The sequence below is a fragment of the Methylorubrum populi genome, from assembly GCA_036946625.1.
GTDB lineage: Bacteria > Pseudomonadota > Alphaproteobacteria > Rhizobiales > Beijerinckiaceae > Methylobacterium > Methylobacterium populi_C.
In genome coordinates this window covers 494,382-520,182 of the sequence record JAQIIU010000003.1, presented here as the reverse complement: position 1 = coordinate 520,182, position 25,801 = coordinate 494,382, and the positions used below count along the sequence as shown (strand labels likewise).

The window sequence follows — 25,801 nt, the reverse complement described above, 5'->3', positions numbered from 1 at the left end:
TCCGGCATCCGCCGCCGCACTTTCGCACCTTTGTCCCTGACAACGGGACGTGAGACTTGAGGCGCTGAGCGACCCCGGATGCACATCGTCGACCGTCGGCTCAATCCAGGTGGGAAGAGCCTCCCGAACCGCCAGCGCTTCCTGCGCCGGGTCAAGGACGTCGCGCAGCGCGCGGTTCGGGAATCCGCCCGCGAGAAAGACATCAAGGATCTCGGCAAGGACGGACGCATCTCCGTGCCGGGCGATGGCGTCCGCGAGCCGCGCTTCTCGCGCCAGCCCGGCACGGGGCATCAGGACTACATCCTGCCCGGCAACAAGACCTACGTGGAGGGCGACCGCATCGAGCGACCGCCGGGCGGCGGGGGGAGCGGCGGCTCCGGGGAAGGCGGCGAGGGGGGCGAGAACAGCGAGGACGCCTTCCACTTCGTGCTGACGCGCGAGGAGTTCCTCGACCTCTTCCTCGAAGACCTCGAACTGCCCGATCTCGCCAAGCGCCGCCTCGCGGTGGTGGAGACGGAAGGCCTGCGCCGGGCCGGCTACACCGTCTCGGGCTCGCCGGCCAACCTCGCGCTGTCGCGCACCCTGCGCAATTCGATGTCCCGGCGCATCGCCCTCAAGCGCCCCAAGCTGGAGGAGGTCGCCGCGCTGGAGGCGGAGATCGCCGAGGCCGAGGCCGCGGACGATCCGCGCCTGCCCGACCTCAAGCTCAAGCTCCTCGAACTGCGCGAGCGCTCCAAGCGCATCCCCTACGTCGATCCGATCGACCTGCGCTTCCGCCGCTTCGAACCCTATCCGAAGCCGATCGCGCAAGCCGTGATGTTCTGCCTGATGGACGTCTCGGGCTCGATGACCGAGCACATGAAGGATCTGGCCAAGCGGTTCTACATCCTGCTGCACATCTTCCTGACGCGCCGCTACAAGCACGTCGAGATCGTCTTCATCCGCCACACCGACAAGGCGACGGAGGTCGACGAGGAGACCTTCTTCGGCTCGCGCGAGACCGGCGGCACCCTGGTCTCCTCCGCGCTGGTCGAGATGAAGCGCATCGTCACCGAGCGCTACTCGCCGGACGACTGGAACATCTACGCGGCGCAGGCCTCGGACGGCGACAACGTCTCCTCCGACGGGCCGACCTCGACGGAACTCCTGCGCGCCCACATCCTGCCGGCCTGCCAGCACTTCGCCTATCTGGAGGTCGGCGACGAGAACGGCCCGCGCGCCGGCTTCGTCGAGCACCGCACCACCCTGTGGCGGACCTACGAGGCTTTGGCCCGGGCCGGCGAGCCGCTCGCCATGCGGAAAGTGAACCACCGCCGCGACATCTACCCCGTGTTCCGCGAGCTGTTCGGCCGCAAGGACGCGAAGGCGGAGGCGTAGGCGGATTTGCTCTCCTCCCCCTTGCGGGGAGAGGAGGTGTCACGGATCGGTCGAGCACGAGGACCGGAAACATGGTCGCGAGCCTGATTCGCACGAAGCCCACGGCGCCGAAGCCCGGCGAGCTGCTGTTTTCCGGCAACGACTGGGATTTCGAGACGATCCGGCGCATCCACGACGCCTGCGAGGCGGTGGCCGGGCCCGAACTCGGCCTGTCGTGGTATCCGAACCAGATCGAGATCATCACCGCCGAGCAGATGCTCGACGCCTATGCCTCGATCGGCATGCCGCTGTTCTACAAGCACTGGTCCTTCGGCAAGCACTTCGCCCAGCACGAGGCGAGCTACCGCCGCGGCCTGATGGGGCTCGCCTACGAGATCGTCATCAACTCCGACCCGTGCATCTCCTACGTCATGGAGGAGAACACGGCGACGATGCAGACGCTGGTGATCGCCCACGCCGCCTTCGGCCACAACCACTTCTTCAAGAACAACTATCTGTTCCGGCAGTGGACGGATGCGGAGGGCATCCTCGACTATCTCGACTTCGCCAAGGGCTACATCGCCCGCTGCGAGGAGCGCTACGGGCATCAGGCGGTGGAGCACGTGCTCGACGCCGCGCACGCGCTGATGAGCCAGGGCGTCCACCGCTATCCCCGCAAGAAGCGGCCGGACCTCGCCTCCGAACAGCGCCGCGAGCGCGAGCGCGAGGAGCACGGCGAGCAGATCTACAACGACCTCTGGCGCACCCTGCCGGCCAAATCGGGCGGGCAGAAGGGCGACCCGGCGCTGGAGCGGCGCCGGGCGCTGCTCGAACTGCCGCAGGAGAACATCCTCTACTTCCTGGAGAAGGTGGCTCCGCGCCTGCGGCCCTGGCAGCGCGAGATCCTTCGGATCGTCCGGCTGGTCGCGCAGTACTTCTACCCGCAGCGCCAGACCAAGGTGATGAACGAGGGCTGCGCCACCTACTGCCACTACCGGATCATGAACGCGCTCTCGCAGAAAGGGCAGATCGGCGAGGCGGCCTATCTCGAATTCCTGACCTCGCACACCAACGTCATCCGCCAGCCGAATTTCGACGACCGCTCCTTCGGCGGCCACAACCCCTACGCGCTGGGATTCGCCATGATGCAGGACATCGCCCGCATCGTGGAGCAGCCGACGCCCGAGGATCGGGCGTGGTTTCCCGACATCGCCGGCACCGGCGACGCCATGGCGGTGCTGCGCGACTGCTGGGAAAACTACCGCGACGAGAGCTTCATCGCGCAGTTCCTCTCGCCGAAGCTGATGCGCGACATGCGCCTGTTCCACGTGGTGGACGATCCCGACGAGCCGGAGATGCGGGTCGAGGCGATCCACGACGAGCGCGGCTACCGCAGGATGCGCCGTTCCTTCGCCCGGCAGTACGACGTGGCGTGGCTCGATCCCGACATCGAGGTGGTGGACGTCGACCTGGAGGGCGATCGCCGGCTGATCCTCCACCACAAGGCGCTCAACCGCATCACCCTGCAGAAGGAGGATGCCCGGCGGGTGCTCCAGCACCTCGCCGACCTCTGGGGCTACGACGCGGTGCTCAAGGAGGTCGATCCGGCGACCGGCGCGGTGCTGGTCGAGCACAGCGCGAGCGCGCGGCCCATCTTCTTCTGAGCGCCGCCCGGACCCGGCATCCGCCGACTTCTCAGGGCCGCCCCTCGCGCCGCGGGGCGGCCCCAACTTGTTTTGGCCGCAAAGCCACGCGATCCGCAGGCCGCGGTGCGCCGAAAGAGCGGTGGGTGCGCCGCGCGCGCCGGCTCGCCTCGCCTTGCCGGGGCGCGGCACCGCCGATACGACTTGGCCGCTCGCCTCCACCGCTCAAAGCCGGTTGCCAAGAAACGCCCGTTGCGCACGCTCTCCCCGGCCCTTGCCCTGGCCCTCGCGATCCTGACGGCCGTGGCCGCCTCCCTGGGCTGCCTCCTCGGGAGCGCCACCCCCGCCCGCGCGGTCGAGGCCGTGCGCGTCACCCTCGACGCGCCGGCGATCGACCTCACGCCGACGATCGAGCGCTACCGCTCGGACGGCGACCTGATCCAGATCTCCACCGCCCCGGGCAAGGACGGCATCGTGCGGCGCATCGCGGTCAAGGCCCGCGAGACCGGCGCGCGGCCGGACTGGATGGTGTTCGCCCTCACCAACGACACCGACGAGCAGATCGACCGCCTGCTGGTCGCCCCCCACTTCCGCCTCGTCGGCTCCGGCGTGATCTGGCCCGATCTCGGCGGCTCGCGCATCGCCGCGATCACCGCGAGCGAGGGCATCCGGCCCGAGCGCGACGAGAGCCTCGACGCCGACCAGTTCCTGATCACCATCGATCCCGGCACCACGGTCACCTACGTCGCCGAACTCAAAGGCCCCAACATCCCGCAGGTCTACCTCTGGGATCAGGACGCCTACCGCAAGAAGACCTCGGGGCTCACCCTCTACAAGGGCATCGTCATCGGCATCGCCGGGCTGCTGGCGCTGTTCCTCACCATCATCTTCGTGGTGAAGGGCGCGATCATCTTCCCCGCCGCCGCCGCGCTCTCCTGGGCGGTGCTGGCCTATGCCTGCATCGATTTCGGCTTCCTGCAGCGGGTCTTCCCGGTCACGGAACTGGCCGAGCGGATCTACCGCGCCTCGGCCGAGGCGGTGCTCGGCGCCACCCTGCTCGTGTTCCTGTTCGCCTATCTCAACCTGTCGCGCTGGCACGTGCGCTACAGCCACGTCGCCTTCTTCTGGCTGACCTTCCTCGCCGGCCTCGTGGCGCTCGCGGTGTTCGACCCGCCGGTGGCGGCGGGCGTGGCGCGCATCTCGATCGCGGCGGTGGCCGGCGTCGGGCTCCTGCTGATCCTGTATCTGGCCGTCCACAACAGCTACGACCGCGCCATCCTGCTGGTGCCGACCTGGCTGCTGCTGCTGGTCTGGGTGGTGGCGGCGGGCTTCGCCATCACCGGGCAGATCGGCTCCGACCTCGTGCAGCCGGCCCTGATCGGCGGCCTCGTGCTCATCGTCATGCTGATCGGCTTCACGGTGATGCAGCACGCCTTCGCCGGCGGGGGCCTGAGCCACAGCCTCGTCTCCGACACCGAGCGCCGGGCGCTGGCGCTGACGGGGGCGGGCGACATCGTGTTCGACTGGGACGTGCCCGGCGACCGGGTCTTCGCCGGTCCCGAGATCGAGGCCCAGCTCGGGCTCAGGCGCGGCGCCCTCGAAGGCCCGGCGGCGAACTGGCTCGGCCTGCTCCACCCCTTCGACGTGGAGCGCTACTCGGCGGCCCTCGACACGGTGATCGAGGAACGGCGCGGGCGCATCGTCCACGATTTCCGCCTGCGCTCGGCCGACGGGCCTTACGCGTGGTACCGCCTCAAGGCGCGCCCGGTGATCGGCACCGACGGCGAGGTGATCCGCATCGTCGGCACCATCAGCGACGTGACCGAGGCCAAGACCGCCGAGGAGCGTCTGCTGCACGACGCCGTGCACGACAGCCTGACCGGCCTGCCCAATCGCGAGCTGTTCCACGACAGGCTCGAAGCCGCCCTGGCGCTGGCGAGCCAGGATCCGCGCCTGAAGCCGGCGGTGATCGCCCTCGACATCGACCGCTTCAAGGCGATCAACGACGCCATCGGCCTCTCGGCCGGCGATTCGATCCTGCTGACCCTCTCGCGCCGACTCGGGCGGCTCCTGCGCCCGCAGGACACCCTGGCCCGGATCGACGGCGACGGGTTCGCGGTGATCCTGCTCTCGGAGCGCGAGCCCGACCGCATCCTCTCGTTCGCCGAGATGATCCGGCGCGCCATCGCCACGCCCGTCACCTACGCCGACCGCGAGGTCTTCCTCACCGTCTCGATCGGCATCGCCCTGCACGAAGCCGCGCAGAGCGGCCAGGGAAGCGGGCAGCCGCGGCGCGAAGAGGTGTTCAAGAGCGCCGAGATGGCGATGATCCAGGCCAAGCGCGGCGGCGGCGACCGGATCGAGGTGTTCCGCGCCAACATGCGGGTCGAGCGCTCCGACCGGCTGATGCTGGAGGCGGACCTGCGCAAGGCGCTGGAGCGCAACGAGATCAAGGTGCTGTTCCAGCCGATCGTCCGGCTAGAGGACCGCACGGTGGCGGGCTTCGAGACGCTGCTGCGCTGGGACCACCCGAAGCTCGGGCGCATCCCGCCCGCGACCTTCATGCCGGTGGCCGAGGAGACCGGGGTGATCGTCCAGCTCGGCAATTTCGCGGTCGAGCGCACCGCCCTCGAACTCGCCGCCTGGCAGCGCTCCCTCGACGTCGATCCGCCGATCTTCGCCTCGGTCAATGTCTCCTCGCGCCAGCTCCTGCGCCACGACCTCCTGCACGACGTGAAGACCGTCATCGCCCGCACCGGCGTTCTGCCGGGCTCGCTCAAGCTGGAGATGACCGAGGGGCTGGTGATGGAGAACCCCGAATACGCCGCGCAGATGCTGGCGCGGGTGCGCGATCTCGGCGCCGGCCTCGTCCTCGACGATTTCGGCACCGGCTACTCGGCGATCTCCTACCTCCAGCGCTTTCCCTTCGACACGATCAAGGTCGATCAGACCTTCGTGCGCCCGCTCGGCCAGGGGCGCACCGCGATGCTGCGCTCGATCCTGCGGATGGGCCAGGAACTCGGACTCGCCACCATCGCCGAAGGCGCCGAGTCGGAGGAGGATGCGCAGGGCCTGCAGGAGCTCGGCTGCGACTACGCCCAAGGGGCGGCCTTCGGCGAGCCGATGACCATGCTCCAGGCCCGCCAGCTCGTCGGTGCCGCGCCGGAGGCCGCCTGATCCGGCCCCTGCGCGCGGCGCGCGATCCCGCGGTGAGGCGGCCGCGTCGGAGGTCCGCTTAAACGTCCCTTAACCATGTTGCGGGAAGGTCCATCTCGAGGATCCGGGACGCCCTTCGGCGCTCCGGCCGGCCCGGGGATGGACGATGATCGAGGCGACGAGACGCAGGAGCCCGGCGCCGAACGGCAGCGCGATGCGGCGCCTGATGATGCGTCCGCTCCAGACGCACCTCGCCGGCTCCCTCCCGCCGCGCGCGATCGAGGCGGAAGCGGACGATCCCCCGCCCTCGGAGCCCGAGGCGGATGCGGCATCGGCCGATCTCGCGCGCCTGCGCCTCGAAGTGGCGATGATGAAGGCCGCGCTCGCCGCCGAGCGGCGGGAGAGCGAGGCGCTGCGCGCCGGCCTCGGCCTCGCGGAAGCGGAGACCCTGGGCGAGGAGGCGCGGGCCGTGCGCACGCGCTGGGCCGCCCTGGTCGAGCGCCTGATCCACGATCCGCTCTGATCCGCCGAACCTGTTTTCAAGTCGATCGGAGCGGGTTGCCGCCATGCGTGCCCCCACGAGCGCCCGTTGCTCGCTTGTCGTGAACGGCCAGCCCCTGCGGGTCTCGCCCGGCGACACATCCCTCGAAACCGCCCTCGCCGACGGGGTGATCGCCCCGGCGACCGGCCTGCTCGGCCAGGGCGCCGGACCGGCTTCGCGGCGGCTGCCGGCCCGGGCCCGGCGGGCGGAGGCCGTGACGCTGTCGGCGCCCGATCCGGCTGCGGCGATCCGGCCCGCCAAGCCCACCGCCCGGACGCCGGTGGGCCGCCCCGGCCGCATCGACGCGGTCACGGCCCTGGCGCCGCGGGTCGTGCAGGTGGTCGCCACCCTGGAGCGGCGGCTCCCCTTCGAGCCGGGCGATCAGGTCGTGGTCACGCTCGACGGCGGCCGTCCCGTCACGCTCGCCCCGACGCTCGGCGTCGAGGGCGGGGCGGAACTCAATGAGCTCGTCTTCCACCTGCGCGGCGCGTGCGCGGAGGATCTGACCGCCCTGTTCGGCTGCGCGGTCGCGCCCGGCCTCGCGCTGAAGGTCAAGGGCCCGGTCGGCAACGGCACCTACCGGCCCGGCGGCGGGCGCCTCGTGCTGGTGGCGGCGGAGACGGGATTCGCCGGCATCTGGGCGATCGCCCGCGCCGCGCGCTACGTCGAGCCGGCCCGCGAGATCTGCCTCGTCATCGGTGCGCGCGACCCCCTCGACCTCTACATGCGCCCGTCGCTCGAATGGCTGCGCGCCACCGGCGTGACCCGCATCACGCTGGCCGCCGACCGCCACCGCCAGCGCGCCCCCGACGTGCGGCCCGGCCCGCTCACCGCCCACATCCCGACCCTGCGGGCGACCGACGTGGTGCACGCTTCCGGCGGCCCCTCGACCCTCGGCGCGGTCGAGGTTCTGGCCGCGGCCGCCGGGGCGCGGTTCTACCCGATCCCGCTCGAACCGGGGGCGTGAGGCACGCCCTTCCGACGGCCGCTTGCATGATGCGGGGTCGCCCTCGATCCGGCCACCGGCGCTGCCGGATCGCTTCGCTGCCGCTCGCGATGACGGGGAGGGGGACCCTCCCCGTCATCGCGAGGTGAAGCCGATCCTGCTGGCGAATAGGTGTCGGACCGCTCGGATGCCCCTTCCGGCGCCGTCGCGGTCCTGGATCGCTTCGCCTGACGGCTCGCGATGACGGAGTGGAGCGCCCTCTTCCTCCCCTTGCCGTCATTGCGAGGCGGAGCCGAAGCAATCCAGGGCGCGACCTCTGATCGGGCGAAGCGATTCGCGGAGCCGCGGGCGCAGCGAGCCTATCAGCCCCTCCCCTCGAACTCAGCAAGAGAAAGGGCGGGAAGGGCCCCCTTCCCGCCCTTTCGTCGTTCGTCCCGCTCGGGCCCTCAGCCCAGCTTCACCTGCCAGATCTCCTCGGCATATTCCCGCATGGAGCGGTCGGAGGAGAACCACGCCATCCGCGCGGTGTTGAGGATCGCCGCGCGCCACCACTGGGCCGGGCGCTTCCAGGCCGCGTCGATCTCGCGCTGGACGCGCCAGTAATCGTCGAAATCGACCGTGGTCAGGTAGTGGTCGCGGCGGTGCAGCTCGTCCACCAGCGGCGCGAAGCGGCCGGGATCGTCCGGCGAGAAGGTGCCGTCGGCGATGGCATCGAGCGCCGCCGCCAGCCGCGGCGAGGCAGCGATGGCCCTGGCGGCGTAGGCCGGCTCGGCCGCACGGGCCAGCACCCCCTCGGCGTCGAGGCCGAAGATGAAGATGTTGTCGGCGCCGACATGGTCCTTGATCTCGATGTTGGCGCCGTCGAGCGTGCCGACGGTGAGCGCGCCGTTGAGGGCGAGCTTCATGTTGCCGGTGCCCGAGGCCTCCATGCCGGCGGTCGAGATCTGCTCGGAGAGGTCGGCGGCCGGGATGATCACCTCGGCGAGACTGACCGAGTAGTTCGGCAGGAACACCACCTTCAGCCGGTCGCCGATCTCCGGATCGGCGTTGACGACCCGGGCGATGTCGCCCGCGAGCTTGATGATGAGCTTGGCCTGAACGTAGCTCGGGGCCGCCTTGCCGGCGAAGATCTTGACGCGCGGGGTCCAGTCCTCGTGAGGCGCCTGCTTGATGGCTTGGTAGAGAGCCGCCGTCTCGACGAGGTTGAGGAGCTGGCGCTTGTACTCGTGGATGCGCTTGATCTGCACGTCGAACAGCGCGGACGGATCGACGGCGACGCCGGTGCGCTCGGCGATGACCGCGGCGAGCCGCGTCTTGCGAACCTTTCGCATCGCCGCGTAGCGCTGGCGGAACTCGGGATCGTCGGCGAACGCTTCGAGCTTCGTCAGCTCGGTCGGATCGTCGAGCACGCCCTCCCCCGCCGCCTCGACGGCGAGCGCCGTCAGCTCGGGATTGGCGTTGTGCAGCCAGCGGCGGAAGGTGATGCCGTTGGTCTTGTTGACGATCTTCTCCGGCTCGATCGCGTGGAGATCCTTGAACACGGTCGTTTTCAGGAGTTCGCTGTGGAGCGCCGAGACGCCGTTGACCCGGCGCGAGCCGTGGAAGGCGAGCGGCCCCATCCGCACGCGCCGCCCGTTCGACTCGTCGATCAGCGAGACGGAAGAGATGTCGAGCGCCCCTCCCGACGCGCCGCCTTTGGCGTTCTTGCTCTGCTCTTCGAGATGCAGCCAGTTGATCAGGTAGACGATCTGCATGTGGCGCGGCAGCAGCCGCTCCATCAGCTCGACCGGCCAGGTCTCCAGCGCCTCGGGCAGCAGGGTGTGGTTGGTGTAGTGCAGCGTGTTGGAGGTGATCTGCCACGCCTCCTCCCACGGAAGGTCGTGATCCTCCATCAGGATGCGCATCAGCTCCGGCACGGCGATGGCGGGATGCGTGTCGTTGAGCTGGATCGCGGCGTGGTCGGGCAGGGAGCGCAAGCTGCCGCGCTCGGCCGCGTGCCGGCGCACGAGATCCTGCAGCGAGGCCGAGGTGAAGAAGAATTCCTGGCGCAGGCGCAGCTCCTGGCCTTCGGCGGAGGCGTCGCTCGGATAGAGCACCCGCGAGATCGCCTCGGCCCGGGCGCGGCCGGCCACCGCGCCGACATGGTCGCCGGCATTGAAGCGGGCGAGCTCGACCGGCGCGTCGGCCTCCGCCTTCCACAGGCGCAGGACGTTGACGTGCTTGGCTCCCCAGCCGACGACCGGGATGTCGTAGGCGACCGCGTTCACCGTCTCGGCCGGGTGCCAGTGGCGGCGGATGTGGTGGTCGCCCTGGCTCGTCATGGTGACGTGGCCGCCGAAGCCGATCGTGTAGGTGGCCTCCGGCCGGGCGAACTCCCAGGGATTGCCCTCCGCGAGCCAGGTCTCCGGCGCCTCGCGCTGCCAGCCGTCCTCCAGCGACTGCCGGAAGATGCCGTGGTCGTAGCGGATGCCGTAGCCGATCGCCGGGATCGACAGGCTCGCCATGCTCTCCATGAAGCAGGCGGCGAGCCGCCCGAGGCCGCCGTTGCCGAGCGCCGCGTCGGGCTCGGCCCCCTCGACCTCGGCGAGGCTGACGCCGAGATCGCGCAGGGCGGCCTTGGTGGCCTCGACCAGGCCGAGATTGTTCATCGCGTCCGACAGGAGCCGGCCGATCAGGAATTCGAGCGAGAGATAGTAGACCCGCTTGTCCGGGACGGTGCCGGCCTGCCCGCGGTAGCAGGCATCGACGATCCGGTCGCGCAGGGCGAGCGCGGTGGCGGCGAACCAATCGCGCTCGCGGGCGGCCTCGGGCGTCTTGCCCAGCCCGTAGACGAGCTTGGCGCGGATGTCCTCGCGCAGTTCCACCACGGTGTCGCCCCCCGTGCGCTGGCGCGGCCCGACATAGGTGGCGGCGGCCTTGACCGTCTTCGCCGATGAAGCGGATGAGCCCGCCTCTCCGTTCTTGAAGAGAACGGACAGAGCTTCGTTCAGCACCTGAGGATCCCCCTTCGTTGCAGCCGATGCGGTGTCGGTTCGCCACGGATCCTGCCCGCTTCTTGTGGCGGCACGGTGATCCGCGACGTGGTCTGTCGCCCTGCCCGGACATGGTGTTGCCGGTCGCCGGACTTGTCGAGACACATGCGTGCGAACACGCCCTTCGCAAGCCGCGTGCCCGCAAGCCTGTGTCCCAGCCGACACAACGCCCGCGCATCGGCCGACGTCGGATACGAGAATTGACGCCCTGCGCTTGAAGGCTTCCTGAACGGCCCTACGCACCCTGTGGAGCGACGCGCACGTCGCCGGGACACCATCATCGCGGGAGGTCCGATGTCCGGGACGAGCGGCTCCAAGATGATCGACAAGACGGTCTGGTGGCAGAGCGGGACGGTCTACCAAGTCTATCCGCGCTCGTTCCAGGACACGGACGGCGATGGCGTCGGCGATCTCCGGGGCATCACGGCGCGGCTGGATCACCTCGCATGGCTCGGCGTCGATGCGGTGTGGATCTCGCCGTTCTACCGCTCGCCGATGGCGGATTTCGGCTACGACGTGGCCGATTACTGCGCGGTCGATCCGCTGTTCGGCACGCTGGAGGACTTCGACGCCCTGATCCGCGAGGCGCACCGGCGCAAGCTGCGGGTGATCCTCGACTTCGTGCCCAACCACAGCTCGATCGCCCATCCGTGGTTCGCCGAGAGCCGGGCGAGCCGCGAGAATCCGAAGCGCGACTGGTACGTCTGGCGCGATCCCGCCCCGGACGGCGGACCGCCCAACAACTGGCTCTCGAATTTCGGCGGCCCGGCCTGGACGCGGGACGAGGCCACCGGCCAGTACTACTACCACGCCTTCCTGGCCGAGCAGCCGGACCTGAACTGGCGCAATCCGGAGGTCCGGGCGGCGATGCACGATGCCCTGCACTTCTGGCTGGAGCGCGGGGTGGACGGCTTCCGCGTCGACGTGATCTGGCACCTGATCAAGGACGACGATTTCCGCGACAACCCCGAGAACCCCGACTTCCGGCCGCAGCAGGCCGGGATCAACCGCTTCCGGCAGGTCTATTCCTGCGACCGGCCGGAGGTGCTCGACGTCATCGCCGGCATGCGCGCGGTGCTGCGCGGCTACGGCGAGCGCGTGCTGATCGGCGAGATCTACCTGCCGATCGAGCGGCTGGTGGCCTATTACGGGCCGGACCTGACGGGGGCCGACCTGCCCTTCAACTTCCAGCTCATCCAGACCCCGTGGCGCGCCGACGCCGTGGCCGCGCTGGTGGCGGAATACGAGGCGGCCCTGCCCGAGGGCGGCTGGCCGAACTGGGTGCTCGGCAACCACGACCAGCCCCGCATCGCCGTCCGGGTCGGCGAGGCGCAGGCGCGCATCGCCGCGATGCTGCTGCTCACCTTGCGCGGCACGCCGACGCTCTATTACGGCGACGAGATCGGGCTGGCGCACGTGGCGGTGCCCGCGCAACGGGCGCAGGACCCGTGGGGACGCAACGAGCCCGGCCACGGCCGCGACCCGGAGCGCACGCCGATGCAATGGGACGACGGCCCGAATGCCGGCTTCACCACCGGCACGCCCTGGCTGCCGCAGAGCGCCGATGCGGACCGCCGCAACGTCGACGCGATGCGCGACGATCCCCGCTCGATCCTGACGCTCTACCGCCGCCTGCTGTCCCTCCGGCGCGACCATCCGGCCCTGTCGGTCGGCGGCTGGCGGGGCCTCGCCCTGGCACCGGCCCTCGCCGCCGAGGTGTTCGCCTTCGAGCGCTTCGCGGACGGGCAAACCCTGCGCATCCTGCTCAACTTCGGAAGCCTGGAATGGACGGTGCCGCTGGAAGGCGCGGGAGGCTGGACCATCCTGCTCTCGACCCGTCCCGGACGGACCGGCGACCGGTTGCAGGGCCGCATCGGACTCGGGCCGGACGAGGGTGCCATCCTTCGCCCGGAACCATCGCTGAAGCCGTGACGGGCCGGGCGCGCACCGCGGCGCCTCGGGCTTCGCGCCGATGGCGGTGCCGCGTGCCGCCCCTCATTCCCCGGTCACATGCACCCCATGACGAGGACGCCGGGCTGCGGACCGAGAAACCGGTCTGAACCTGGCCTGAATTGTGCGATGCAACGGAACGGATCGCCTTCCGGAGCATTACGATGCCGAGCGCAGCAGCGGCTTTTCCCGCTTTCGACGAGCGGCGCGGATGGCGTGGGGGCGTTCCGATGGCTGACGTGGAGCTCGGTGGGCCTGCGGTCACCGAGGCGTCGCCGCCGCTCCCCCATCCCGAGCCCGATGCACGGCTCGGCAATGCCCTTCTCCCCCGCATCCTCTACGCCACGCCGGAGATGGCGGACTTCGTGAAGACCGGCGGTCTGGGCGAAGTCGCGGGCGCCCTGCCGCGCGCCCTGCGCCGCCACTACGACGTGCGGGTGCTCATCCCCGGTTACGCGCGGGTGCTGGCCGGGCTCGAGAACCTGACGATCCTGACCCGGCTCGGCGCCTTCGCCGGGGTGCCGGCCTGCGAACTCGGCTTCGGCACTACGTCCGACGGGCTGGGCGTCTACGTCCTCGTCGCCCCCGATCTCTACGAGCGCGAAGGCACGCCCTACGGCGACGCGGGCGGCGATTTCGGCGACAACGACCTGCGCTTCGCCCGCCTCGGCCGGGCCGCGGCCGAACTCGCGGCCGGCGTCGATCCCTGCTGGTCGGCCGATCTCCTGCACCTCAACGACTGGCAGACCGCGCTGGCACCGGCCTATCTGTCGTGGCTCGGCATCCGCCGCCCGAGCGTGCTGACGATCCACAATCTCGCCTATCAGGGCCTGTTCCACCGCGACAACCTCGGGCGCATCGGCGCGCCGGACTACGCCTTCCAGATGGATGGCGTGGAGTTCTACGGACAGCTCTCCTTCCTGAAGGCCGGCATCTATCACGCCTCGCACGTCACCACGGTGAGCGAGACCTACGCTCGCGAGATCACCACGCCGGAGGGCGGCTGCGGCCTCGACGGCCTGCTGCGCACCCGCGCCGCCCAGGGCCGGCTCACCGGCATCCTCAACGGCATCGACGAGAGCTGGGACCCGCGCACCGACCCGCACCTCGCCACCCGCTTCGAGCCCGACGACTGGAAGGGCAAGCGGGCCAACGCCGACGAGGTGCGCAAGGCTTTCGGCATGGCGGTCTCGCGCGGGCCGCTCTTCGCCATCGTCTCGCGCCTCGTGCACCAGAAGGGGATCGACCTCAGCATCGGCGCGGCCGAATCGATCGTCGCGGAGGGCGGCCAGCTCGTGGTGATCGGCCAGGGCGAGGGCCGGTTCGAGGAGGCGCTGCGCGACCTCGCCGGGCGTCACCCCGAGAATGTCGGCGTCCATGTCGGCTTCCGCGAGACGGAGGCACGCCGCATCTTCGCCGGCAGCGACTTCCTGCTGATGCCCTCCCGCTTCGAGCCCTGCGGGCTGGCGCAGATGTACGCACAGCGCTTCGGCTCCCTGCCGATCGTGCGCCGCACCGGCGGCCTCAACGACACGGTCGAGGACGAGGTCACCGGCTTCACCTTCGGCGAGGCCTCGCCCAAGGGGCTGTCCTCGGCGATCCGGCGCGCCTTCGAGACCTTCGGCCAGAAGAAGCGCCTCAACGCCATGCGGCGCAGCGCCATGTCGCGCTCGTTCGGCTGGGACGGCGCGGCGCTGAACTACTGCACCCTCTACGCCCGCGCCTTCGGCAACAACACCGCCCGGCGCTGGAAGGCGGCCTGAGGAGGCGCCGGAACAACTCCGGGAGCCGGGACCAGGGCCATCGCTCGAAGCCGCATGAGCGGCTTCGCGGCGCCAAGGGACACAGGCAAGAGCGCCGCGCGGAGCGGGTTTTTCCAAGACATTCGTCCTGAAAAACATCGAGCGGAGCGAAAGCCTGAGCCCGCGGAGGCGGGCGGCCGGCGACTGAGGCCGGCAAAAACCAGGGCGATCGCTTTCAAGCGATTGCCCGGGAGCCGGGACGACGGTCCCGGCTGATCGCGCCGCGATGTTTTCCGGCCTTTTCCCTGGCACGGAACGACCGTTTCGGCGTTGTGCGTGCATGGACGCGACCGTGGCGCTCCCGCGCAGCAATCCTCTGATCCTCAAGCTCCGCTACGGTGCCGATCTCGACGCCGGAGACCGGGCCCTGCTCGCCGAGCTCTCCCGGAACGGCCGCGGCCTGGACCCGCAGCAGGACATCGTCCGGGCCGGTGACCGGGCCACCGGCGTTCACATCGTCCTCGAAGGCTACGCCTTCCGCTACAAGCTCGTCAGCGACGGGCAGCGGCAGATCCTCGGCCTGCTCCTGCCGGGCGATTTCTGCGACCTGCAATCGGTCGTGCTCGGCCCGTCCGACCACTACATCGCCGCGCTCACCGCCTGCACCGTCGCCGACATCCCGCAGGCCCGGGTCGACGCCCTGGTCTTCAGCGATTCACGGCTCGCCCGGGCGCTGTGGTGGGCGACGCTGGTCGACGAGAGCATCCTGCGGGAATGGCTCGCCAGCATGGGCCAGCGCTCCGCCGACCGGCGCATCGCCCACCTGTTCTGCGAATTGCTGCTGCGCCAGCAACTCGTCGGCGCCGCCGGGGAGCGGGACTGCCCCCTGCCGCTGACCCAGCCGATGCTCGCCGACATCCTCGGCATCACCACGATCCACGTCAGCCGCATCCTGCGCGACCTGCGCGTGGCCGGCCTGATCCAGTTGAAGGACCGCCGCCTGCACGTGCCGGATGTCGGGCGCCTGCGGGCGTTCTGCGACTTCGATCCGGCCTATCTGCACCTCGTCAAGGCGCCCGAAGGCGAGGATCGGGAGGCGTCCGCGCACGTCCGGTCCTGACACGCGCGCAGGCCAGCCCCCCGGATGGGTGCCTGTACGGCAGGCACGATCTTGCCGATTCTCCGCCTCCCTGCCCCGGCCGTCGCCCGGGCGGCGCACAAGAACCGGTACGCCATGACATCCCCCGATCCCGTCCCGCGGATTTCCCTCAACGACGGACGGTCCATCCCCCGGATCGGCTTCGGCGTCTGGCGCCTTCAGGACGAGGAGACGCCGGCCCTGGTCGGCACGGCGCTGGGCAGCGGCTACCGCTCGATCGACACCGCCGCGGCCTACGGCAACGAGGCCGGCGTCGGGCGAGGCCTGCGCGAGACGGTGGTGCCCCCCTCCGACGTGTTCGTGACGACCAAGCTGTGGAACGACGGCCAGGGCTACGACGCGGCCTTGCGCGCCTTCGACGAGAGCCTCGCCCGGCTCGGCCTGGAGCGGATCGACCTCTACCTGATCCACTGGCCCTGCCCGGAGCGCGGCCTCTATCTCGATACGTGGCGGGCGCTGATCCGCCTGCGCGAGGAGGGCCGCGCCGCCTCGATCGGCGTCTCGAACTTCACCGAGGACCAGCTCGACCGGCTCGTCGCCGAGACCGGCGTCGCCCCCGCCCTCAACCAGATCGAGCTGCATCCCCGCTTCCAGCAGCACGCCTTGCGCGCGACCCATGACCGGCTCGGCATCGTCACCGAGGCCTGGAGCCCGCTGGGTCAGGCCCGCGCGGTGGAGGAGCCGGCGATCACCCGGATCGCCGACCGCCTCGGGCGCACGCCGGCCCAGGTGGTGATGCGCTGGCATGTCGAGAACGGGATCGTGGCGATCCCGAAATCCGCCACCGCCGCCCGGATCCACGAGAACATCGACGTGTTCGGCTTCCGGCTCACGGAGGAGGACCACGCCGCCATCGCCGGCCTCGACCGGGCCGACGGGCGCATCGGGCCAGACCCGATGACGTTCCAGTAGGTTCTGGAGCGTCGTCCCGAACGGTGGCTGCCGGCTTGTCCGAAAAGACGATGCAAAGGCAAAAACCGAGAGCCACGTCCTGGATCCGACATCCAGGACGTGGCTCTAACCGGCGAGCGGCAGCGGCTTCGACGCGGCGAGCCGCGTGCCGCCCTTGCGCTCCAGCAGGCCCGGCGGCGGCACCGGCGCCTCGATGGTGCAGACCACGCCCTCCGGCTCGTAGAGCAGTTCCACCCGCCCCGCGAGTTCGCGGGCGAGGCTGCGCTCGATCAGGCGCGAGCCGAAGCCGCGGCGGGTCGGCGGCGTCACCGGCGGGCCGCCGGCCTCGCTCCAGCGCAGGGAGAGATGAAGCTCCGGCCGGCGCTGCACGGTCCAGGTGATCGTCACCCGGCCGCCCTCCTTCGACAGCGCCCCGTACTTCACCGCGTTGGTGCCGAGCTCGTGCAGGGCCATGGCGATGGAGAGCGCGAGCCGCGGCGCCAGCCGCAGGCGCGGGCCCGAGACGGCGAAGCGGGAGTCCTGCCCGTCCCCCGCCTCCAGCGGGCGGATCGCGTCCGCCACCACGGTCTTCAGCTCGGCGCCCTCCCAGCTCTCGCGGGTCAGCACGTCGTGGGCGCGGGCGAGCGCCAGCAGCCGCGCCTCGAAGGCGGAGCGGGCGCTCTGCGCCTCCTCGCCGTCGAGCCCGCGCAGCGACTGCACGGCGATCGACTGGACGGTGGCGAGCGTGTTCTTCACCCGGTGGTTCAGTTCGTTGATGAGCAGGCGCAGGTGCTCCTCGGCCCGCTTGGCGTCGGTGACGTCGACGCTGCAGCCGGTGAAGCCGAGGAAGGTGCCGTGGTCGTCGAGCCGCGGCACGCCCTCGCAGCGCAGCCAGCGGATCTCGCCGTTGCGATCGACCACCCGCATCTCCGCGCGGAACGGGTGGCGGCTGTCGAACGCCTCTTGGAAGGCTGCCTGGAACCCGGCCAGGTCCGGCGGATGCATCACCGATTCCCAGCCGCTGCCGGCCATCTCGGTGGCGGGCCGGCCGAACAGGTGGTCGAAATGCATGTTGGCGAAGACGACCCGCGCGGTCTCGTCGGTCATCCAGATCAGCGCCGGGGCCGAATCGGCCATGTGGCGGAAGCGGGCCTCGCTCTCGCGCAGGGCGGCGAGGCCGCGCTGGGTCTCGGCCAGCGCCCGGTCGCGCTCCTCGCTGCGGGTGCGCAGGCGGAGCGACGCCTCCGAGAGCACGTCGCCGAGGCGGCGGATCTCGTGGATCGGCGAGGCCACCCGCGGGATCGCCTGCCCGCGCGACAGCGCCGGCCCCGACGCCGCGAGCTGGCGCAGGGGCTTCGAGACCCGCGACCACAGATGCACCGCGAGCACCGAGGAGGTGGCGAGCACGAGGAGCCCGAAGCCGCCGAAGGCCCAGATCCAGCGCCGCAGCCGCGCCTCGACCAGTTCGCGCGGGATGCTCGCCGCCACGGTCCAGCCGTTGAGCCGCGAGCGCGCCTCGACGACGGTGACGGGCTTGAAGTTGCGGTCGCGCCCCTCCCAGACGCCGGGGGTGCCCGTCGCGGTCTGGCGCAGGGTCGCGAGCCGGGGATGCCCGACGATGCCCGGCATCTCCGGCAGGCGCGCCAGCACGGTGCCGTCGCGGTCCGACACGCCCGAGACCCAGCCCCGGACCTGTTCGCGGGCGAGGATGCCGGCGATGCGGTTCAGCGGCACCGAGAAGCCGAGGATGTAGGCCACCCTGTCCTCGATCCGCACCGGCACCGCGACGGCGTAGTGCGCCTGATCCGCGGTCGCGCCCGCGAGGAAGCCGGTGACCATCGAGCGCTGCCCGCTGCCGAGGAGGTCGCGGTCGATCGGCAGCGCGCTCACCGGCAGCGGCGCCCCCGGCTTCAGGGCGGTGTTGACGACCTGCTGCCCGTCGGGGCGGCGCAGCACGAGGTCGAGGCCGACCGCCTCGCGCACGAGGCGCGCCTGGCTCTCGAAGCTGGCGAACTCGCCGTCCTTGAGCCGGGGCGAGGTGGCGAGCGTCTGCAGCACCGAGACCAGCCCGGCGGTGTCGCGGTCGATCGACAGGGCGATGCCGCGCACGTTCTCCCGCGCGTCCTGCTCGAAGCGGGCGCGCTCGGTGGCGGCGTAGCGGGTCAGCAGGATCGCGGTGAAGATCAGGCCGGGCCCGATCAGCGCGATCACGAGCATGATGAGGTAGAATTGCGTGGAGAAGCCACGCTGGCCGAGCCGGGAGAGCATGCGTCGGATCAAGGCGTCCCGCGGCTCGCGCGCTGGAGGGTTCTTGGGGAGTGACCCTCCCCCATCATGCCCCAGCCGGAGCGCAGGGGCCAGCACCTCCCTCGCGGCGCTCCCCGGAAGCCGCCTCAACCTCCGTCTTCACCCTCGCGCCCCGCCCGATCGACATGCCCGAGATCCCGCCCCGGATCGAGCCGGTCGCGCACCCGCTGCTTGAGCGTCTTCACATCGGGAAACCCGCCGTCGCGCACCCGCTCCCAGATCACCTCCCCCTCGACCTCGATCACGAACACCCCGCCGCGGCCGGGCCGCAGCGCGACCTCGCCGAGATCGTCGCGGAAGGTTGACAGAAGCTCCTGCGCCATCCACGCCGCACGCAGGAGCCACTGGCACTGGGTGCAGTAGGTGATGGCGATGCGGGGTTTGACCGTGTGCGATGAGGTGACTTTCACTTCCGCGTCGTTCATGGCAGGCATGGCGAACTCGTGTGTGAAGGAACGCCGTCCATCTGGATACGGGACACTGAAACGCGCCTCAACTTTCCGAGGAACGATCCCGGAGCATACAAGCTGGCTCAGCATCTCATTGGATGCAAAGGTATCAAGATAATAATTGGAAATAAAAACAATATCAATATATATTTTTGCAAGTGAGATGCAAGATTATCAAGGAGCGAAGCACCATGCCGGAACCACACAAATCAAAGTATCAGCATGTTGTGCTGAATTCTTCGCGCTGGGAAACAGAAACTGTTGTGGAATGGCTTTTATATTATAAATCCATCGGGTTCGACCACTGCTACATATATTGCAATGATGATGATCCCTATGAAATGTATAATCGCATCATTTCATTCATCGAAAGCGACAATCCATTTGTAACTTTCCATCATCTTCCCTATCAAGGGCAACAAGACTCTTGCTGGATGCATTTCTTGACACATCACAAGCATGAATGCGAGTGGTTCATGTTCGTTGATGGTGACGAATTTCTTGCTATTAAGCCTAAAAATAATATTAAAGCATTTATGACAGAAAGGGAAGACAAGGCAGACTGTATTTTCTTCAATTGGATTTGGTTCGGTCCCCAAGCTTTTATAGAGCGCCCCAGCGGCAGTACATTAACTCAGTTTGTTCGTCGAGAAAATCTACTCGAACGGATGGATCCTTGTGTCAAAACCATGACACGGAGTTCCTGCGTTGATCTACGTTTCTTAGGCTATCCGCCAGACCCGATGCTAAATCATCGTTGGCCGGCTCCCATCCAAGCGCGAATGAGATCGATGAATGTGATCGGCGATCCAATGAATGAGTATTTATCGGAATTTCCAAGGTCCGGTGAGGAATATTTAACAAACATCAACAAGCGACAAGCTATTTTCGATACAGCAATCACATATCATTACCTCTTTCGATCGCGCGAGGATTTCATTCGCCGCGTTCGCCGCGGCACGCTGGGCGCTTACTATTTCCAACCGATGTGGGGCAACGTCGCAGCGAGCAGTGACGGAACTCTTGATAAGTTCATATCGATCTTGAACGATACAGAGGATCGATTCCTTGCGGACTATTGGGAAGATCAACAAGGCATCGTTCGACGCAGGGCGCAAGCAACGACGATAGTACAGCCTAATGGAAAAATCAATCTAGCCCTTAAATCTAAACCTCATCAAAGCTCTGTTTCTTCTTGGTCTAAAGGCGATATCTACGAAGATGCCAAAGGTGCAATAAGTGGCATCCATACCGGTGCTGATGGCTTCCACACGGATCTTGAAGACAACCCTTATTGGCAAACCGATCTAGGCGATAATTTTAATATAACGGAAATTCGTGTATTTAATTCTTTAAAAAACCGCCCATTTGCTGCCAGAGCTTATCCTTTAAAAATTGAAGTCTCGCCTGACGCAGACAACTGGGAAACCGTTTTCACGAACCCGACACATTCTCCTTTCGGTGGAGCTGACGGTCATCCATTGATCGTGCGGGTCGCAATAGATGCGCGATATATTAAGTTGTCACTTGTGAGTCGAGACTTCTTCCATCTGGACGAAGTTGAGATTTACTAAATTATGTAGGATGCAAGCGAAGATGATACCTCAACAGAATCAACAGATTTCGTTCAGTTTTGCGGGTCGACAGTTCACTCTTGACACCGCGGATGGCGCTGATTTGGTTGCACGAACAATGGCAGATGGATCCTATGAAGCACCGTTGCCACTTATCTTGATGGCTGTTGTATCACGTTCGCCCGGGCGCTTTCTTGATATTGGGGCAAACAATGGCCTTTATTCGATTCTCGCGGGCAAATCGCGCCCTGGAGTAAAAATTACTGCCTTTGAGCCTCTACCGGCAGCCTTGGATATCCTTCGCAGGAACATCAAAGCGAATGGCCTAGACAATCAAGTAAATGTAGAAGAATTTGCGCTTAGTGATGACGAGGGACAAGCAACTCTCTACATTCCCGACAAGAGCCATGGACTTTTAGAGACCAGCGCATCCCTGGAAGCCGCGTTTAAGGCACATGAAAGCACCATCATAGTCAACAAGAGAAGACTTGACAGCTTCAAATTTGATGAACAAATCAGTGTCGTAAAAGTTGACATTGAGGGACATGAAGCTGCCTTTTTCCGCGGCGCTCACACATATCTTGAGTCGGATCGTCCGATAATATTTGCAGAAATGCTGGCAGGAGCACAAAAGGAGTTCTACTCTCTTTCGAAACTTTTTTCTAAGTTTGACTATGTTCCATTCCGTCTTCGAACAACGTGCGCCATCTATACACCTCTTATTATTGCAGACATGAATGCCTGGAATTATGCCATGGTTCCCCAGGACAAGCTCGATATGTTTTCTGAATGTTGCCGCGTGCATAACCTGGAAATGTTCTCAAACTTCAGGAATAACTTTCGTTGCCGAGATTCATTAGTTCAATGAAAAACTTCGACATGGAGACGTTGCAGTGTACTTAATGACCGCCAATGGCAGCGTCTTAGGTTATCGCGATGGCGTAGGCTTGGTTCAAGTACCAGCGCTTTCTGCGAACCTTTCAGTGATGTGCGAAGTCGAAGAAAATAACTTCGCCGTCTTGCCAGCCAGTCTAACTGGAATAACTATGGAGAAAAATGAAGACGGAACTGTCAGTCTTGTGAAAGATGGTTTTTTTATTCGGGCGGCTCCACACTGGGATAAACTTGAGTTCAATAGCAGTAATTTGGGAGATTGGGAGAAGTTTCGAGTTGTGAGCTCGTCAGACTTGGATGGAGCTGTTGCTTCGTGGGGATTATCCTCTGCACCACACATCTGGGGCGATATCAAAGTTATCCAGGCAAATCCGAGCATTATTATAGCAAAGGATTGCATTTATTTGCCTTGGAACCCATCTGAATCCTGGGGTTTATTCAGCTCCGACGGAGATTGTATCGAAGCAGCCATGACTGAGAGAAAGATTTATAATATAAATACTCAAGCAAATATAGATTTTGACAGTGTAAATAATACAAATCAAGAACACTATTACATATATTGTGGATATTTCAATTGTCATTTTGGGCATTTTTTGATAGATACTTTGTCTCGATTGTGGTTCGCGCATGAACGAGGGTCGGCGAAACTCTTGTTTCATTCCGATCATGGCGCAGAGACTTGGTTTCACTTTCCATATGTTAGAGAAGTACTAAACGCCATTGGCATTACAATTAATGACGTTGTTGTGCTTAAAGAACCCGTAAGACTGCCAGAAGTACTCATTCCAAAAACAAGCTTGAGTGCACAACGATATATTCATCATGTTTATGGTGAATTTTGTCGAAATCTAAATGCGACAATTGGACCCGAGCTCCCACCGAGTGGAGTGTCGAATCGGGTTTATTTATCTAGAAGTCAGCTAAGTATCGGTACTGGCTCATTTGTAAACGAGTCGGAGATGGAGCAGTATTTAGCAAATTCTGGCGTCAAAATCATTCATCCAGAGGAGCTCACATTCCGGCAACAACTTGGATTAATGCAACATGCTGAAAAAATATTAGCTATTGCCGGATCTGCTTTACATTTATCTATATTTAGTTCGGCTAAACGTATTGTGGCATTGTCAGCCAATAACGTAGTTAATGCAAACTATCATCTCATCGATAGAGTCGCAAAAAACACCGCTACATACCTTACTCCTGTCCATATCACCAAGGAGGAGAAGGTGGCGAACTTTGCTACGGCCTATCGGTTAGGCGACCCGAAGGCAGTGGCTTATCATCTGCTCGAAGCTATCGACAGCTAAAGAGGATAACGTTATGCCGGGTATCAAAAACGAGCTGGTTGAAACGCTATGGTTTGGTAAAGATCCCTTCACTGCTTTTCCGGATGGCCTTTTTCAAGCAGACGCTCAAGGGTGGAACGAAAACCATCCGTATTTAAGAGAAGGCATTGATGATTTAAGGCCAAAAATTGTCGTTGAAGTGGGGGTTTGGAAAGGCTCTTCATCTATAGTAATGGCAAAGCGGATGAAGGATCTTCGTATCGATGGTGCCGTTATCGCTGTCGATACTTGGCTTGGAGCGGTTGATCATTGGGCGCATGAAAATTGGTTTTCTTCACTAGTTGTGGAACATGGTCAACCGATGCTCATGCGGACTTTCATGACAAATGTTGTAAAATCCGAAGTAAGTGATTATATTGTTCCCCTACCGCTTGACAGCATCAACGCGGCAGAATTACTTAAATTACGCCAAGTGCAAGTAGACATGGTTCATATCGATGCCGGCCACGAATATGAATCAGTTATTTCAGACTTGAAAGCTTGGTGGCCACTCGTTCGCCCTGGCGGGCTTTTGGTAGGAGACGATTATTACGATAATGATAGAGATTGGCCAGGGCTCAAGCGCGCTTTTCATGAATTTTTCTCCAACGCAGGCATCGAATGCCCGCTGGAGAATACTTCTGCAAAGTGTCGTGTGAGAAAACCGATTTAAAACCTTTTTTGATAAAGCAGGTTTGCCCTGGAGCCCCTTATGCCCCTCGCCCTCCCAGCCCCAACCCGCCCCTCCATACTCGGCCGGCTCGTCTCCGCGCTGGTCGCCCTGTGGCTGGCGACGGGCTTGGCGGGGTGCGGGGCGATCAACCGGGTGCCGAGCCTGGAGGAGCAGGCGAAATCGGCCTGGAGCGAGGTGCAGAACCAGTACCAGCGCCGGGCCGACCTGATCCCCAACCTCGTCGAGACGGTGAAGGGCTACGCCAAGCAGGAGCAGGAGACCCTGACCCGGGTGACCGAAGCCCGGGCCAAGGCGACCAGCGTGCAGGTCGATGCCTCCACGGTGAGCGATCCGGAAAAGTTCAAGCAGTTCCAGGACGCGCAGAACCAGCTCTCGGGCGCGCTCGGGCGGCTGCTCGCCTCGGTCGAGGCCTATCCGGACCTGAAGTCCAACCAGAATTTTCTGGCGCTGCAATCGCAGTTGGAGGGCACCGAGAACCGCATCGCGGTGGCGCGGCGCGACTACATCCAGGCGGTCCAGGCCTACAACACCGAGATCCGCACCATTCCCGGCCGCTGGGTCGCGTCGTGGTTCTATCCCGACGCCAAGCCGATGGAGACCTTCACCTCGACGCCGGGCGCCGAGCGCGCGCCGAACGTGAAGTTCTAGCGCGCCTGCCAAACCCCTCGCTGCGGTGATGGCCCCCTCCGACCGGATCGTTTCGGCCCGCGCGGCGAGCGCCCTGCGGGTGCTGCCGCTCGCACTCCTGATCCTGGCCGCCCTCGCCGGGCTCGGCCGGGCGGCCGAGCCCGACTTCCCGAAGCTGACCGGGCGGGTGGTGGACGCGGCCGGCATCCTCTCGGCGGAAGCCCGCGCGCGCATCGACGGCAAGATCGAGGCGCACGAGGACAGGAGCGGCGACCAGATCGTGGTCGCCACCGTGCCGAGCCTTCAGGACCGCACGGTCGAGGACTACGCCAACCGCCTCGCCCGGGCCTGGGGCATCGGCCGGAAGAAGACCGACAACGGCGTGCTGCTCCTGGTGGCGCCGACCGAGCGCAAGGTGCGCATCGAGGTCGGCTACGGGCTCGAAGGCGCGCTGACCGACGCGCTGTCGAAGACCATCGTCACCAGCGCGATCACGCCGCGCTTCCGCCAGGGCGACTTTTCCGGCGGCGTCGAGGCGGGGGTCGACGCGATCCTGTCGGTCCTGGCGGGCGATGCCGACGAATGGCAGCGCCGCGCGCCGGTGCGGGAGGATACGGTCGATCCCGTCACCGTCGCGTTCTGGATCCTCGTCATCGTCGTGCTGGTCGTCGTCCTGACCCGGATGAGCGGCGGCGGTGGCGGGCGGCGCGGGCGCGGCGGCGGCTTCGTCGTCGTCCCCGGCCCCTCCGGCGGCTGGAGCGGCGGCTTCTCGGACGGCGGCGGGGGCGGTTTCTCGGGCGGGGGCGGCTCGTTCGGCGGCGGGGGAGCGTCCGGTGACTGGTAGCGAGGCCATCCTCAGCGGCCCCGAACGGGACCGCATCGCCGTGGCGATCGGCCGGGCGGAGGCCGGCACCTCGGGCGAGATCGTGGTGCTCGTCGCCGCCCGGGCCGGGCTCTACCGCTCCCCCGGCCTCGCCCTGGCGCTCGCGGTCGGCCTCGCGGTACCGTGGCCGCTGATCCGGCTCACCGCCCTGAGCGCGGGCGAGATCGCGCTCGTCCAGGCCGCCGCCGTGCTCGGCACGCTCCTGCTGACGCTGAACGAACGCCTGCGGATCGCGCTGACCCCGCGGCACTGGCGGCGCGAGCGCGCCCACGCCGCCGCCCGCCGCGAATTCCTGGGCCACGGCCTGACCGGGACGCGGGGACGCACCGGCGTGCTGATCTACGTGGCGCTCGCCGAGCGCTACGCCGAGATCGTCGCCGACCAGGGCGTGCGGGCCCGGATCGAAGACGAGCGGTGGTGCGCGATCGTGTCCGACCTGCTCGGCGCGGCCGGGCGCGATGCCCTCGGCGACGGGCTCGTCGCGGCGGTGGAGCGGGTCGGCGCGGTGCTCGCGGCCGCCCTGCCGGGAGGCCGGGGCGACAACGAACTGCCCAACCGCGTCATCGTCCTCGACCGGGATACCTGACGCCGCAACGGGCGCAGCCCCGCGCGTACGGAAAAAACCAATC

The 25,801-nt window shown here is 66.2% G+C and carries 19 protein-coding genes; 16 read left to right on the top strand and 3 right to left on the bottom strand.

Annotation, left to right across the window (positions count from 1 at the left end; all coding sequences use genetic code 11):
• Nucleotides 1-78 precede the first annotated feature (78 nt).
• The 5 genes from PGN25_13770 to PGN25_13750 all read left to right on the top strand — a co-directional run bounded on the left by PGN25_13770 (nt 79) and on the right by PGN25_13750 (nt 7,663).
• Nucleotides 79-1,377 carry a YeaH/YhbH family protein gene (locus tag PGN25_13770; protein MEH3118621.1) on the top strand — a complete coding sequence of 433 codons (1,299 nt, stop codon included), beginning with the start codon at nt 79-81 and terminating at the stop codon, nt 1,375-1,377.
• 71 nt (nt 1,378-1,448) lie between these two features.
• Complete coding sequence (locus PGN25_13765) at nt 1,449-3,020, top strand: SpoVR family protein (protein MEH3118620.1); 1,572 nt, start codon at nt 1,449-1,451, stop codon at nt 3,018-3,020.
• 231 nt (nt 3,021-3,251) lie between these two features.
• Nucleotides 3,252-6,176 carry an EAL domain-containing protein gene (locus PGN25_13760; GenBank protein MEH3118619.1) on the top strand — a complete coding sequence of 975 codons (2,925 nt, stop codon included), beginning with the start codon at nt 3,252-3,254 and terminating at the stop codon, nt 6,174-6,176.
• A 145-nt stretch (nt 6,177-6,321) separates the two neighbouring features.
• Nucleotides 6,322-6,678 carry a hypothetical protein gene (locus PGN25_13755; GenBank protein ID MEH3118618.1) on the top strand — a complete coding sequence of 119 codons (357 nt, stop codon included), beginning with the start codon at nt 6,322-6,324 and terminating at the stop codon, nt 6,676-6,678.
• A gap of 43 nt (nt 6,679-6,721) precedes the next feature.
• Nucleotides 6,722-7,663, top strand: a complete 942-nt coding sequence (locus tag PGN25_13750) for a ferredoxin--NAD(+) reductase (protein ID MEH3118617.1) — start codon at nt 6,722-6,724, stop codon at nt 7,661-7,663.
• A gap of 425 nt (nt 7,664-8,088) precedes the next feature.
• Here PGN25_13750 and PGN25_13745 read toward each other — a convergent pair whose 3' ends face one another.
• Nucleotides 8,089-10,635, bottom strand: coding sequence for a glycogen/starch/alpha-glucan phosphorylase (locus PGN25_13745; protein ID MEH3118616.1), 2,547 nt, complete (start codon nt 10,633-10,635; stop codon nt 8,089-8,091).
• 333 nt (nt 10,636-10,968) lie between these two features.
• On the opposite strand from PGN25_13745, the gene PGN25_13740 reads away from it, so the two are divergent.
• From PGN25_13740 to PGN25_13725, 4 genes are all read left to right on the top strand, one after another.
• Entirely contained in the window at nt 10,969-12,606 is a 1,638-nt protein-coding gene (locus PGN25_13740) for an alpha-amylase family glycosyl hydrolase (protein ID MEH3118615.1), read from the top strand.
• A gap of 248 nt (nt 12,607-12,854) precedes the next feature.
• Entirely contained in the window at nt 12,855-14,387 is a 1,533-nt protein-coding gene (glgA, locus tag PGN25_13735; GenBank protein MEH3118614.1) for a glycogen synthase GlgA, read from the top strand.
• A 319-nt stretch (nt 14,388-14,706) separates the two neighbouring features.
• Entirely contained in the window at nt 14,707-15,486 is a 780-nt protein-coding gene (locus tag PGN25_13730) for a Crp/Fnr family transcriptional regulator (protein MEH3118613.1), read from the top strand.
• 114 nt (nt 15,487-15,600) lie between these two features.
• A complete protein-coding gene (locus tag PGN25_13725) occupies nt 15,601-16,437 on the top strand; it encodes an aldo/keto reductase (protein MEH3118612.1) in 837 nt (278 codons plus the stop codon).
• A 105-nt stretch (nt 16,438-16,542) separates the two neighbouring features.
• Here PGN25_13725 and PGN25_13720 read toward each other — a convergent pair whose 3' ends face one another.
• Together PGN25_13720 and PGN25_13715 are read right to left on the bottom strand one after the other, a co-directional pair.
• Complete coding sequence (locus PGN25_13720; protein MEH3118611.1) at nt 16,543-18,684, bottom strand: PAS domain S-box protein; 2,142 nt, start codon at nt 18,682-18,684, stop codon at nt 16,543-16,545.
• A gap of 125 nt (nt 18,685-18,809) precedes the next feature.
• Nucleotides 18,810-19,157 carry a SelT/SelW/SelH family protein gene (locus PGN25_13715; GenBank protein MEH3118610.1) on the bottom strand — a complete coding sequence of 116 codons (348 nt, stop codon included), beginning with the start codon at nt 19,155-19,157 and terminating at the stop codon, nt 18,810-18,812.
• A 206-nt stretch (nt 19,158-19,363) separates the two neighbouring features.
• Here PGN25_13715 and PGN25_13710 point away from each other — a divergent pair, with 206 nt between their 5' ends.
• Genes PGN25_13710 through PGN25_13680 form a run of 7 tightly spaced genes read left to right on the top strand, consistent with a single transcriptional unit; the run spans nt 19,364 to nt 25,758 of the window.
• Nucleotides 19,364-20,746 carry a glycosyltransferase family 2 protein gene (locus PGN25_13710; GenBank protein MEH3118609.1) on the top strand — a complete coding sequence of 461 codons (1,383 nt, stop codon included), beginning with the start codon at nt 19,364-19,366 and terminating at the stop codon, nt 20,744-20,746.
• 10 nt (nt 20,747-20,756) lie between these two features.
• Nucleotides 20,757-21,614 (top strand): FkbM family methyltransferase, encoded by an 858-nt coding sequence (locus PGN25_13705; protein ID MEH3118608.1) that lies wholly within the window; start codon nt 20,757-20,759, stop codon nt 21,612-21,614.
• 34 nt (nt 21,615-21,648) lie between these two features.
• Nucleotides 21,649-22,950 carry a glycosyltransferase 61 family protein gene (locus PGN25_13700; GenBank protein ID MEH3118607.1) on the top strand — a complete coding sequence of 434 codons (1,302 nt, stop codon included), beginning with the start codon at nt 21,649-21,651 and terminating at the stop codon, nt 22,948-22,950.
• 13 nt (nt 22,951-22,963) lie between these two features.
• On the top strand, nt 22,964-23,641 hold the full coding sequence (locus PGN25_13695; GenBank protein ID MEH3118606.1) for a class I SAM-dependent methyltransferase: 678 nt from the start codon (nt 22,964-22,966) through the stop codon (nt 23,639-23,641).
• A 39-nt stretch (nt 23,642-23,680) separates the two neighbouring features.
• Nucleotides 23,681-24,310 (top strand): LemA family protein, encoded by a 630-nt coding sequence (locus PGN25_13690; protein MEH3118605.1) that lies wholly within the window; start codon nt 23,681-23,683, stop codon nt 24,308-24,310.
• 28 nt (nt 24,311-24,338) lie between these two features.
• A complete protein-coding gene (locus tag PGN25_13685) occupies nt 24,339-25,133 on the top strand; it encodes a TPM domain-containing protein (protein MEH3118604.1) in 795 nt (264 codons plus the stop codon).
• The gene (locus tag PGN25_13680; GenBank protein ID MEH3118603.1) at nt 25,123-25,758 is read left to right on the top strand and encodes a hypothetical protein; all 636 of its coding nucleotides are present in this window, start codon (nt 25,123-25,125) and stop codon (nt 25,756-25,758) included. The genes PGN25_13685 and PGN25_13680 overlap by 11 nt, the downstream gene beginning before the upstream one ends.
• Nucleotides 25,759-25,801: the final 43 nt, after the last annotated feature.